Raw genomic sequence first — 12418 nt, 5'->3', positions numbered from 1 at the left:
AAATGCTGTCGTACTGGATGAGAAAAAGGTTCTAAATCCTGAGGGACTTAGGTTTCCTGATGAGTTTGTAAGACATAAAATACTCGATGCAATAGGCGACATGGCACTAATCGGCATGAACTTTGTAGGCAATTATGAGGCAATGGCAGGCAGTCATGACCTCAATCACAAGCTGACCCTCGAACTTCTAAAAGATGCGCAAAACTATGAAGTCATTGAGCTTGTAGGCGAAAAAACACTGGAGCTTGAAAAAGCGTATGCGTAAGAGTGTTGATTTAGTTTTTATAACACTATCTTCTCCTATACAAATCGGAATATATGAAGACGCAGAGCTTATAAGAACAGTTCTAAGCCATGAAAAAAGCTCTGAAGTTTTGCCTACTATTTTTAAAAATTTATCTATAGAGTACAACATAAAAGGACTCTATTATGCGAATGGACCCGGCAGTTTTATGGCTATAAAAATTGCATATATTTTTTTAAAATCTATGAGTGTACTAAAAAATATACCTCTTTTTGCAACAGATGCATTTTATTTCAATAAAAACGAACCAATCAAAGCGATTGGAAAGCTATATTTTGTTAAAATTTCATCAGAAATAAAAACTCAAAAATTAGAAATGGCACCGGAGGCGAATTTTATGCTTCCAAATGTGCTTGAGTATAACGAGTTTAGTACAGCTGCATCCCCTCTTTACGCTATAGGGGCAGTTGGATAGGAAAAAAGTGACAGTAAGTGTACCGGCAACAAGCGCGAACCTCGGACCTGGATTTGACTCTTTGGGTTTAGCAGTCAATTTACGAAACGTGGTTGAGTTTCATCCATCAAAATTTTTTAGTGTCAGTATAAAAGGCGAGGGTGAAAATAATCCTAAGCTAAAAGGCAACAACCTGTTTGTAAGTATCTTCAATGAACACTACAACAGACTTACCAAAAAGCGTCAAAGCTTTAAATTTACGTTTTACAATCAGATACCTATGTCAAGAGGTCTTGGCAGCTCTTCGGCAGTAATTGTGAGTGCGATTGCAAGTGCACATGAAGCAGCGGGAATAAACGTCTCAAAAAGAAGAATACTCAATCATGCTTTAGTTTATGAGTCCCATCCGGACAATATTACTCCGGCGGTTATGGGTGGTTTTAATGCCGCAACTGTGGAGAAGGGGAAAGTCTTTTCGCAAAAAAAGCATCTCCCAGATTATATAAAGGCGGTTGTGGTCATTCCAAATAAACAGATGAATACTGCAAGGGCAAGAATGCTACTTCCAAAATCATACTCTAAAGAGAACGCTATCTATAATCTATCCCATACGGCGCTTAGCGTTGCCGCCTTTTTTAATGAGGATTGGGAGATTTTAAAGCTTGCTTCTCAGGACAGGTTTCATCAAAAAGCAAGAATGAAAACTTTACCGGAACTCTTTGGTGTCCAAAAAATAGCCTATGAGAGCGGTGCGCTAATGAGTACTCTCTCGGGTAGCGGCTCAACATTTTTTTCGATGGTATACGATGAAGATTCCGTTGCGATTGCTAATAAGCTGAGTCAAAAATTTCCAGAATTTGTTGTAAAGATACTGGATTTTGATAATGATGGACTTATTGTAGAAAAATAGGTTAGTTTATATCTTCTTACTAAATCAAGGAACTTTTGGATATAATGGCGAAAAAATTTACCCAACCTCTTAGGATGTGTATCTCTTGTAGGCAAAGAGATGCACAGACTAATCTTATAAGACTTCAGTGCATAGATTCACAACTTAGTCTTTTTAGAGGGAGCGGCAGAAGTTTTTATATATGCAAAATTTGTCTTGAAGATAACAAGAAAGTATTAAAAGCGCTGATGCGGCAATGCAAGAGCGGTGATAGAGACAAACTTGCCAAAACACTAAAGGAGATCATCACTGATGACAGAAAAAGTTAGAGTACATGAAGTTGCAAAAGAGCTAGGGATAACTTCAAAAGATGTTGTTAAAAAGGCCTCAGATATGGGTCTTGACGTAAAGTCGGCAAATAGCTCGGTTACCATGCAAGAAGCAGAAAGTTTAATGAACTATATTATGAGCGGCGAGCATGCAGAAGCACCAAAACTAGAAACTGATACAGCTGTTAAAACAACCAGTGATACTCAAAAAAAAGAAGAAGCTCCTCAGGAAGATACTCCAAAATCTGAAGATAAAAAACCTGATGCCAAACAGGATGAAAGCGCTAAAAAGGAAGTCACTGCAAAAAAAGATGAGACTACTCACAAAAAAGCAGAGACAAAAGAGGAAAACTTAGAAATAGAAGCTAGCGATAAGACTCAAAAAGAATCTCAAAGCCCTATAGCTGCAGAAGAGCCTAAGAAGATGCAGATTAAAAAATCAGGTCTTACAATCGTTAAAAAGAGAAAACTGCCCCAAGAGATTGAAGAAACAGAGGCATTCGCTCAAACCTCAAGACAAAAAAATACAGTATCTACATATGGCAAAATGAGTGCAGATGTTTTAGAAGAGCTGGCAAAAAAGAAAAAAATAAAACAAGCTGCCGGAGCTAAAAAACAGGAACAGGGCATAAAAATTGATATTTTTGGCGGTTCACTAAGTGAAGTCTCTATGGATATGGACGATCAGGTTGTTCTGCTTGATTTAAACTCTACAGAGAGGCGTGAGATTGTGGAAGAGCCTAGAAAACCTAAGCCTCCAAAGCCTATTGGAAGAAATGCAAATAAAAAAGCTGCTCCTAGGGGTAGAAAAGTTTCTCGTGATAAGAGAAAAAAATATGCAAAAGATAAGCCGGAAGATTTAATAGTAACACATGTTGAAATACCTGAAGATATCCGTGTTTATGAATTTGCAGAGAAGATTAATCATACAATTTCTGATGTTATAAAAGTTCTCTTTAATCTTGGTTTGATGATGACTAAAAATGACTTTTTAGGAAGTGACGAGATTGAGATTTTATCTGAAGAGTTCGGCGTTGAAGTAACTATTGTAGATCCAAAAGATGCTTTTAACTACGAAGAAGATATGGCGCAAGATTCTGATGAAAACAATACAAAGAGACCTCCTGTAATTACAATCATGGGGCATGTTGACCACGGTAAAACTTCACTTCTAGATGCGATTAGAAAAGCAAAAGTCACACAGGATGAGGCAGGCGGTATCACGCAGCATATCGGTGCATATACGATTGAGCAAAATGGAGAGGCTATAACTTTTATAGATACTCCAGGTCACGCAGCGTTTTCTCAAATGCGTCAAAGAGGTACTGATGTTACGGATATTATCGTAATAGTTGTAGCGGCTGATGATGGTGTTAAGCCTCAAACAGAAGAGGTTATAAAACTGGCTAAAGAGTCCGGTGTACCTGTAATAGTCGCACTTAACAAGATGGACAAAGAGAGCGCAAACCCAGACATGGTAAAAGGTCAGATGGCAGAACGCGGTCTTAACCCTGCTGATTGGGGCGGAGATATAGAGTTTGTTCCGGTATCTGCAAAATCAGGAATGGGAATAGATGAACTTCTTGAAAATATTCTTCTAACCGCTGAAGTTTTAGAGCTAAAAGCAAATGAAAACGCTATGGCAAAAGCTGCCGTTGTTGAGTCATCACTTGAAAAAGGGCGTGGACCTGTTGCAACGGTAATTGTGCAAAATGGAACGCTCAGAGTCGGCGATTACGTTGTATGTGGTAGCTCATATGGGCGTGTTAAAGCTCTGATAGATGAAAATAAAAAACAGATTAAAGAGTTAAAGCCAAGTCATACGGCAGTAGTTGTCGGATTGAACGAGGTTCCATCTTCTGGTGAAGTTATGATGGCTATGGATAGCGATAAAGAGGCAAGAGAGTATGCTCAAAAACGTCACGAATATGATAGAAATAAAGAGCTTTCTCATAGTACTAAATCTACTTTAGAAGATATGACAAGTATGATTGCCGAGGGAAGATTGAAGTCTCTTAAAGTTGTTCTTAAAACAGATGTTCACGGTTCATTAGAGGCGATTAGAAGTTCACTAAACGAGCTTAGAAATGAGGAAGTTAAAATTAACATTATCTCATCTGGCGTTGGCGGAATTACTGAAAATGACGTTGAGCTTGTTGCAAACAGTGAAAACTGTGTATTGCTTGGATTTAATGTTCGTCCTACGGGAAGCGTTAAGGCACTTGCTAAACAGAAAAATGTCGAGATTAAGACATACTCGATTATTTACCAGCTTCTTGATGATATGACTGGAATGCTAACGGGCATGATGGCACCTAAGTTCTCGGAGATAAATACCGGGCAAGCAGAGGTTAGAAATACATTTAAAGCGCCAAAAGGCATGGTTGCGGGATGTGTTGTTGTTGAGGGTAAACTTATTCGCGGAGGACTTGTTCGTGTTATACGCGATGGAGTTGTTATACATGAGGGAGAACTTACATCTCTTAAGCGTTTCAAAGATGATGTTGAAGAGATAGGCAACGGTTATGAGTGTGGTGTTATGATCAAAGGTTATGATGATGTTATAGTCGGAGACGTAATCGAAACATTCAAAAAAATTGAGCAAAAAGTATCTCTGTGACAGAAGCTCAGATTAAACTAAAGAGAACGGAGTCGCTTCTTCTAGAACTGATTCCCGAAGCTATTGGTTCTTTGAACGACAAGAGACTGCATGAGCTTAATATTATAGATATAAAGTGTTCGCGAGGAAGAAGCGACGCAAAAGTCTATATAGATCCTGTCTCTTATAGTGCGCAGGAGAAGAGCGAATTTTTAAAATTATTAAAAAATGCAAGACCTATTATTGAGACATTTTGTATGAAAGAGCAGGGCTGGTTCCGCTCTCCTAGCCTTACATTTGAGTTTGATGAACAGTTGAAAAAAGTTCAAAATATTGAAGAGTTATTTAAAAAAATTGCTAAAGAGTAGGCGAGTGCATTTATGAGTTTAGAAAAAGATATAGAATCGTTTGTAAAATCGGTAGGGTTAGAACTCTATGACATCTCTATCGTCAATGATGGCGAGGATTCGATCTACAGAGTCAGTGTTATCTCAAACGAGATAGAGAATGAAAAAAGAAAAAATGTCTCTTTAGATGATTGTGTTAACTTAACGCATCTAATTTCACCTCTTCTAGATGTTACACCACCTGTTTCAGGGGATTATAGACTTGAAGTCGGTAGTCCGGGAATTGAGAGAAAAGTTACAACAATCAAACAATTTGGACTCTGCGTAGGAGAAAAAGTTGCTATTTCATTAAAATCAAAAGAGAAGCTCAAAGGAACCCTGCTTAAAGTCGAGGGTTCTAAGATTTTCTTAGATGTTGATGGCGAAGAAGTTGCAGTTGATTTTTCTGAAATTTCAAAAGCAAAAACCTACTTTGAATGGTAATAGACACACAGTTTTACATGAAGTTGGCCTTAGATGAGGCATGGAAGTATCAGGGTTTAACATACCCAAATCCTGCAGTCGGCTGCACTATTGTATCTCAAGAGGGTGCAATTTTAGCAATCGAAGCTCACAAATATGCAGGTGCGCCTCATGCTGAAGTCGAAGCGTTAAAATCGGCATATTTCAGACTAAGAGATGATTCAAAAATTTTAGACCTACATGAATCATCACAAATCCATACATATCTTTTACAAAACCACGACAACTGCTTTATGGGCACGACTCTTTTTACAACGCTTGAACCATGCTCACATGTAGGAAAAACTCCATCGTGCGCATCTCTTATCTCTAAGTTAGGCATCAAAAAACTCTTTATCGGTTCTTTGGATTCAAACCATGAGGCTTCAGGCGGAGCAGAGATAGTAACAAGCGCGGGCATTGATGTAGAGAGAGCTGTTTTAGCAAAAGAGTGCGGCGCGCTTTTGGAGCCTTTTAATCTATGGAGAGAAGAGAATTTTGTCTTTTTTAAATGGGCACAGAGGCTAAATGGCACGACTGATGGGGGTATTATCAGTTCTGCTAAATCAAGAACTTTGGTTCATGCCATGAGAGATGTATGCGATCTGCTGGTTATCGGCGGCAACACCGTTAGAGTAGACAGACCCACACTTGATGCCAGATTGGTCGGCGGCAGAGCTCCCGATATTTTAATATACTCAAAGAGCAGAGAGTTTGACAAAACAATCCCGCTCTTTAGTGTTAAGGGTAGAAAAGTGATAATAAGTGATGATTTTTCACTTTTAAAAAACTATAAAAATATTATGATTGAGGGCGGAGAAAAAATGTTTGAACTCTCAAGAGAAGTGACAAACAGTTATCTCTGTTTTCTATCGCCCTCTATTGGCGGAAATAACAATTTTACAAGCATTAGCGAGAAGTTGGAAATTTTAAATATACAAAAAGATGAGCAAGATATAATTATGTGGATTAAGCAAGCAGATAACGGGGGAAACAAGTAGAATGGAAAAACAGGAAAAAATCGTATCGATGTTTGACAATATCGCATCTACATACGACACGGCTAACCGTATTATGAGTATGGGAGTCGATAAGAGCTGGAGACGGAAGGCATGTGATTTGGCTTACGGCTTTTATGCAAAAGAGTCTATCGATAAGATTGTCGACGTTGCTTGCGGAACCGGCGACATGATGGATTTTTGGAAAAAAAGATCAGAGGTAAACGGTATAGCGATTGGCGAGATACTCGGAGTAGACCCCTCAAACGGAATGGTAAATGTGGCAAGAGAGAAGTTTCCTAAGTTTAACTACCATATAGCAAAAGCTACAGAGATTCCGCTTGATGATGAGAGTGCCGATATTTTAAGCATTACATACGGTATAAGAAATGTTGTTGAGAGAGAAGCTGCACTTAAAGAGTTTAACAGGGTTTTAAAAGATGGCGGGCTTGTAGTCATTTTAGAGTTTATGAAAAATGAAAACCCTTCGCTTCTTGGAAAAATAAGAGATTTTTATATGAATAAAATCCTGCCAAAAGTGGGCGGTTTTATCTCCAAAAATCTTGAAGCGTATGAGTATCTTCCAAACTCTATAGGTGATTTCTCAACGGTTGAAAATATGCAAAAAGAGCTTATGGAAGCAGGTTTTGAGATTGTCTATACAAAGAGTTTTTCAATGGATATCTCAACACTTTTAATTGCAAGAAAAAAATAGGCAGCAGAGTTTGCAAACACTAAGTGTCTCTTCTTTAAACGAGCAGATTAAAGCTGTTTTAGAGAGCACTTTTGCCAGAGTGTTGGTAGAGGGTGAACTCTCCCGCGTAACAATTCATAACAGCGGACATATCTACTTTACGCTAAAAGATGCATCATCGTCAATAAAAGCGGTCATGTTTAAGGGAAATGCCTCAAAGTTAAAGTTTGAACTTCAAGAGGGGTTAAAGGTTATTCTTGATGGAGCCATTACGCTTTACAAACCGCGCGGAGAGTACCAGATAAACTGCTTTAGCATCCAGCCCTCAGGTCATGGGGCTTTGGCTCTGGCGTATGAACAGCTAAAAAACAAACTCGCTTCGCAGGGCTACTTCGATACAACAATAAAAAAATCACTCCCCAAATTTCCAAAAAAAATCGCTCTCATCACCTCTGCAACTGGGGCTGCTCTGCAGGATATGCTCAGAGTTGCACAGAACAGATACAGAGTTTTAGAGATAGATATCTATGATGTTTTGGTTCAGGGAGAAAATGCCGCTCCTGCTATACTCAAGGCTCTTAGTTTAGCCGACACAAAAAGGTATGATATTATCGTAGTTGGACGAGGCGGCGGAAGCATAGAGGATCTGTGGGCATTTAACGAAGAGAGCGTAGCAGATGCAATTTTTAAAGCAAAAACACCCATAGTCTCAGCCGTTGGACATGAGATAGACTGGGTGATAAGCGATTTTGTGGCAGATTTAAGGGCACCCACTCCAAGTGCGGCTATGGAGATGATACTGCCCGATACCAATGAGCTGTATCAATATATAGACTCTGTTGAGTTGCAATATATTCAACTGCTTAAACAGAAGGTTTACAACTCAAAACAGGAGTTGACGCATTTGATGAACTTATACTCAGGACACTCAATCGAGAAGAAGATAAGCCAAAAAATCGAGGATGTAAAACAGTTGCAAACCTCCTACAATCAAACCATTTCGTTTAAAATGCAGAGCTTCTCCAAAGAGATTGAATCCATTAAGACAAGATTTCCTCATGTCATATATAGCAGAATCAATATTGCTCAAAATCAAGTGACAACAATGCAAAAAATGTTAGAATCGAACAATCCAAAGTTAAAAAGCAAAAAAGGTTTTGTTCAGATTTCTAAAGATGCCAAAGTTATTGACATTGCTTCTTTAGAGGTTGATGAACTTTTTGATTTGATGAGCGATAGAGTTATGGTGAGCGCAAAAGTGCTTGAAAAAAGAGATATATAGGGGTTTATATGAAATATCCAGAGTTTTTTGATACTATAGATACAATTAAAGTTGTCGATCCGTTGGCTAATATTTTAGGTGCATTTGAAAAGGGCATCTATGAGTTTAACTATCTTGAGATTGTCAAAGCGGCAGGTCATAGTTGCCCTACTGTAGCGGGTGCTTACATAACAGCATATGCGGGGCTAAAAGCTCTCTATCCAAATGGACCGGCGGTAAGAGGCGAGATAAAAGTTGAGTTTAAAGAGTCGCTTGAAGATGGTGTGGCAGGCGTTATAAGCAATGTCATCTCTCAAATAACAGGAGCTACCGATAAAAGTGGCTTTAAAGGTTTAGGCGGTAAATTTGCACGTCACTCTTTGATGCATTTTGATGCAAATATCAGTTCAGCTGTAAGATTCACAAGAGTGGATAACGGCAAAAGTGTAGAGGTCTATTATGATCCTTCATTAGTCGGGGGAAGCCCAAAAATGCAACAGCTTATGCAAAAAATGATGGGCGGCATGGCAAGTGAGGCAGAGATTAAAGAGTTTGGCGAGCTTTGGCAAGATAGAGTAAAAAGAATTTTTGACAATATGCCAAGTGTTGTTAAGGTTATGATTTAAAGAGTGTAATTTTTTTGTAATCGTACTATGATATACTTTTCGTACAAACAAAAGAGGAGTAGTTATGGCATATTTTGACAACGTTAAAGTTGGAGACGCCGTTTATGGGCTAGTATTTGGTTCGGGTAAGGTGTCTCAACTCTTTGACAACAGTCACTACAATATAATGGTAAACTTTGAAAATGATTATGAAGTTCCCTATACCGAGGATGGAATTCCGGGATGGGGAAGCTTTAGTAAGCAGACTCTATTTTATAAAAACGACATAGATTTGACCGATGTCGATTTTTCTCCCGTTTCCAAAATACTCTCCATTAAAAAAATTATAAAACTAAAAGAGAAGAAAAAGCTTCAAGTAAGACTTCCCTCAGGCATCTGGAAGAGCGTAAAAAAAGCAGAACCTGCATATGTAGAGGATCTTTTAGAGAGAGAAAAATATCATATGTTTAGAAAAAAACCCCAAATAAAAGAGAAATAAAACTCTGTATGAAAATAGCTCAATACAGCCGTATAATCTATACACCAATAGGTCAAATGATTGCAATCTCAAGCCAGAGCGCAATTATCTCATTTGACTTTTTACAAGAGGGCAAAACATATCAAACTACCAACGCTTCACATCCTCTGTTACTTAGGCTAGAGGAGGAAATTGGCGAGTACTTTGCAGGGAAGAGAAGAGAGTTTAGCTTGCCGCTCTCTCCAAACGGAACAGAGTTTCAAAAGGGTGTTTGGAATACACTTCTTAAGATACCCTACGGCGAAACAGTCTCATACGCACAAGAGGCTAAAATATTTGGCAATCCAAAGGCCACAAGAGCCGTTGCAAATGCCAACGGTAAAAATCCAATCTCGATTATCATACCATGTCACCGCGTTATAACATCAAACGGAAGCATAGGCGGATACACGGGAGGAGTGTGGAGAAAAGAGTTTTTACTCTCTTTAGAGAGAGAGCAAAAAAGTTCGTAAAATACTCTATAAATCTCGAAAAACTTGTTTTATGTAGCTTTTAGGTATGCTAACCAATGGCATACTCCATGGTAAGGGGGTTGCAACGGACATCTGTCCCTGCCACTAAAGCGAACGCGTTCGTTTTAGTGCGTAACATCAGATAGTATTTTTATTTCATGATTAGAGGCGGAAAATATGTGTGTAGAGTTACTGCAGTTTGTGCCGATAGTTTTTTCATAAGCTTGTCAAACCTATCCTCTTTGTTCCAAAGCGGATCGTTTACTCCGCTTAGCAGTGCCAGCCTATTTTTAGCGTCATATTCGACACCGATACTATCAATTAAACCCACATCTTTGGCTTGTTTGGACGTAAAGATGTGCGCATTTGCAAATGTGTCTCTTTTTTTAATATCTAGACCTCTGGCATTTGCCACATCGGCAGTAAAGAGGTCATAAGTTCCCTGTATGACTTTGTTCAACTCATTTATCTCATAATCTGTCCACTGTCTATCGGATGCACCCACCTTTTTATATTTTCCGGCTTGTATACTCTGTGATTTTATGCCTACTTTGTCCATGAGCTCGCTAACGTCTGCCCCTTGCATAATAACACCGATGCTACCAACCATTGAGCCTGGATTTGCGACTATCTCATTTGCCCAGATGCTTGCATAGTAGCTTCCGCTCGCTATTGTTCCGCTGGCATAAACAACAACTGGTTTCTTCTCTTTTGCTCTTTTTATGGCATAAGCGACTTCGATGGATGGGGCAACTGCTCCGCCCGGCGAGTCAACATTAAGCAAAATGCCTTTTACAAACTCATTGGAAGCTGCTTCATCTATCTGATTTACGATTTCTGAAACCTCCATAACAGGACCTACAAGATATATCTGCTCAAGATTATGGGGCTTTAAATCCTCTTTGCTTTGTGGCGCAAATATCCAAAAAAGTAGAAGCAAAAAGAGCATAGCTTTGAAATGCTCTTGGATAAATTTCATTATGGCTAAAACTGGAGAAAATAATTTTTTAATAAACTGCATCATATACCTTTTTCTAACTTTCCGTTAATGTAAACTTTTGAGATATTATATCTATGAAGTATTAAATGGATAGCCAACTCATCGTTAGGCTCACTCTCTAAATCAAGCACTATCATGTCGGCATTTTTGCCCTCTGCAATCTCGCCGCTGTTTATTCCAAGAGCATCTGCCGCGTCTTTTGTTACGCTCTTTATAAGATTTTTCGCCAACTCTAAAAGAGGCATATTAGCGTGCATAAAAAGGGCACATTTCATCTCCTCAAAGAGGTCGAGTTTATAGTTTGAACTGAGTCCGTCCGTTGCGCATATCCATCTAATGTTATGTTTTTGGAGTTTTTTCAGATCAAGTGCGCCGTTGCCAAGAAGCCTGTTTGAAATCGGGCAGTGTATAACTGTATGTCTGTTTGAAGAGAGGGTTTGAAGCTCCTCCTCGTTTGCTTTTACAACATGTGTTAAGAGTGTTTCATATCCATTAAAATATTCCAAAAATTCGCTTGAACTGCTTACAGAGTTCTTCTGTTTTAACAAATTTTCAAAAAAATCTTTAAAATCTCCCTCGTTTTTGTCAAGCCACTCTCTCTCAGCGGAGCTCTCCATGAAGTGAGCGCTGAGTTTAAGCTTCTCATTTTTTACGATTTGAAGTGCTTTTTTGATTAAAATCGGATGCACGGAGTAGGGCGAATGTATGGCAACTGCAGGGTAAAACCCCTCTCTTTTAACGCTTTTTGAAGCATCAAGTCTTGACAAAAAATCTCCAAAAAGAGCGTCAGCCATCGTTGCTTGCGAGCCGATAAGTTCATTGAAAAAAACAACATTTTGAGGAGCAGAAGCACAAACATTTAAATCCATTCCATGCGAACTTATTGCTCCAAAAGTTGTTATTCCAGCCTCCAGCATGGAGTTGATTGCTTTTGCCATGCAGACATCGTCACAGCCGTTGATTAGCTCCTCTCTATTCTCAATAACACTGTAGAGCCAAGGGATAAAATCTCCGTAAGAGAGTTTTGTTTTGTTTGCGCTAAACTCTATATGAACATGGGCATTGATAAGTCCTGGCATCAAAAGAGAGTTTTTTTTAAGCTTTATTACGTCTGCATCTTTAAACTCTTTTTTTAGCTCTTCAAGCGGAGCTATCTTTTTAATGGTTGTATCAAACGCTACCGACATGCCCAAGAGCAGAGTGTCGGGCGTTAATATATAATCTGGAGTTATTATCTGCATATTTTATCTTTTTGGCTAAATTTAAAATAGATTATGCTTAATTTAGATAGAATAACTCCTTAAAAAGCGTAATTATTAAACAAAAAGGCAGAAGATGAAGATAGTAGTGATTCAAGGACCAAACTTAAATATGTTGGGTGTTAGAGAGCAGCAGGTTTATGGGTCAATGAAATTAGAGCAGATACATGCTCAGATGAAAGATTTTGCAAGCCAAAGCGGGTTAGAGATAGAGTTTTTTCAAAGCAATTTAGAGGGTGAGATTGTAG

At 38.7% G+C, this 12418-nt stretch carries 16 protein-coding genes; 14 read left to right on the top strand and 2 right to left on the bottom strand.

Going from position 1 to position 12418, the window contains the following annotated elements; all coding sequences use genetic code 11:
- The 13 genes from RQ763_RS04215 to RQ763_RS04160 form a co-directional block, all read left to right on the top strand.
- Positions 1-265, top strand: a 265-nt coding sequence (locus RQ763_RS04215; protein ID WP_314151384.1) for a UDP-3-O-acyl-N-acetylglucosamine deacetylase, incomplete at its 5' end; no start/stop codon positions are given.
- Entirely contained in the window at positions 258-719 is a 462-nt protein-coding gene (locus RQ763_RS04210; RefSeq protein WP_314151382.1) for a hypothetical protein, read from the top strand. The genes RQ763_RS04215 and RQ763_RS04210, both read left to right, overlap by 8 nt.
- Positions 720-726: 7 nt before the next feature.
- Entirely contained in the window at positions 727-1608 is an 882-nt protein-coding gene (thrB, locus tag RQ763_RS04205; RefSeq protein ID WP_294930449.1) for a homoserine kinase, read from the top strand.
- A gap of 44 nt (positions 1609-1652) precedes the next feature.
- Positions 1653-1916 carry a DUF448 domain-containing protein gene (locus tag RQ763_RS11805; protein WP_409932351.1) on the top strand — a complete coding sequence of 88 codons (264 nt, stop codon included), beginning with the start codon at positions 1653-1655 and terminating at the stop codon, positions 1914-1916.
- Positions 1900-4536 (top strand): translation initiation factor IF-2, encoded by a 2637-nt coding sequence (gene infB, locus RQ763_RS04200; RefSeq protein ID WP_314151381.1) that lies wholly within the window; start codon positions 1900-1902, stop codon positions 4534-4536. Before RQ763_RS11805 ends, infB begins: the two co-directional genes overlap by 17 nt.
- Positions 4533-4883, top strand: coding sequence for a 30S ribosome-binding factor RbfA (gene rbfA / locus RQ763_RS04195; RefSeq protein WP_314151379.1), 351 nt, complete (start codon positions 4533-4535; stop codon positions 4881-4883). The genes infB and rbfA overlap by 4 nt, the downstream gene beginning before the upstream one ends.
- Before the next feature lie 12 nt (positions 4884-4895).
- Positions 4896-5345: a ribosome maturation factor gene (locus RQ763_RS04190; protein WP_314151378.1), complete on the top strand. Its 450-nt coding sequence runs from the start codon at positions 4896-4898 to the stop codon at positions 5343-5345.
- A gap of 17 nt (positions 5346-5362) precedes the next feature.
- On the top strand, positions 5363-6364 hold the full coding sequence (gene ribD, locus RQ763_RS04185) for a bifunctional diaminohydroxyphosphoribosylaminopyrimidine deaminase/5-amino-6-(5-phosphoribosylamino)uracil reductase RibD (RefSeq protein WP_314151377.1): 1002 nt from the start codon (positions 5363-5365) through the stop codon (positions 6362-6364).
- Between the two features lies 1 nt (position 6365).
- Positions 6366-7076: a bifunctional demethylmenaquinone methyltransferase/2-methoxy-6-polyprenyl-1,4-benzoquinol methylase UbiE gene (gene ubiE / locus RQ763_RS04180; protein WP_314151376.1), complete on the top strand. Its 711-nt coding sequence runs from the start codon at positions 6366-6368 to the stop codon at positions 7074-7076.
- A gap of 10 nt (positions 7077-7086) precedes the next feature.
- Positions 7087-8337, top strand: a complete 1251-nt coding sequence (gene xseA, locus RQ763_RS04175) for an exodeoxyribonuclease VII large subunit (protein WP_314151374.1) — start codon at positions 7087-7089, stop codon at positions 8335-8337.
- An 8-nt stretch (positions 8338-8345) separates the two neighbouring features.
- The gene (locus tag RQ763_RS04170) at positions 8346-8942 is read left to right on the top strand and encodes an FmdE family protein (RefSeq protein ID WP_314151373.1); all 597 of its coding nucleotides are present in this window, start codon (positions 8346-8348) and stop codon (positions 8940-8942) included.
- 64 nt (positions 8943-9006) lie between these two features.
- The gene (locus RQ763_RS04165; protein ID WP_314151372.1) at positions 9007-9420 is read left to right on the top strand and encodes a hypothetical protein; all 414 of its coding nucleotides are present in this window, start codon (positions 9007-9009) and stop codon (positions 9418-9420) included.
- A gap of 8 nt (positions 9421-9428) precedes the next feature.
- Complete coding sequence (locus RQ763_RS04160; protein WP_314151371.1) at positions 9429-9911, top strand: methylated-DNA--[protein]-cysteine S-methyltransferase; 483 nt, start codon at positions 9429-9431, stop codon at positions 9909-9911.
- A 151-nt stretch (positions 9912-10062) separates the two neighbouring features.
- Here the strand turns inward: RQ763_RS04160 and sppA are convergent, their stop codons facing one another.
- Positions 10063-10932: a signal peptide peptidase SppA gene (gene sppA / locus RQ763_RS04155; RefSeq protein WP_314151369.1), complete on the bottom strand. Its 870-nt coding sequence runs from the start codon at positions 10930-10932 to the stop codon at positions 10063-10065.
- Positions 10932-12152 (bottom strand): metal-dependent hydrolase, encoded by a 1221-nt coding sequence (locus RQ763_RS04150; RefSeq protein ID WP_314151368.1) that lies wholly within the window; start codon positions 12150-12152, stop codon positions 10932-10934. The genes sppA and RQ763_RS04150 overlap by 1 nt, the downstream gene beginning before the upstream one ends.
- Before the next feature lie 94 nt (positions 12153-12246).
- On the opposite strand from RQ763_RS04150, the gene RQ763_RS04145 reads away from it, so the two are divergent.
- On the top strand, positions 12247-12418 hold a 172-nt coding region (locus RQ763_RS04145; RefSeq protein WP_314151385.1), incomplete at its 3' end, for a type II 3-dehydroquinate dehydratase.

Origin of the sequence: Sulfurimonas sp. (genome assembly GCF_032250635.1) — a bacterium.
Classification (GTDB): Bacteria; Campylobacterota; Campylobacteria; order Campylobacterales; family Sulfurimonadaceae; genus Sulfurimonas.
The sequence above is the reverse complement of the archived record's forward strand: the minus strand, read 5'-3'. Positions and strand labels throughout refer to the sequence as shown.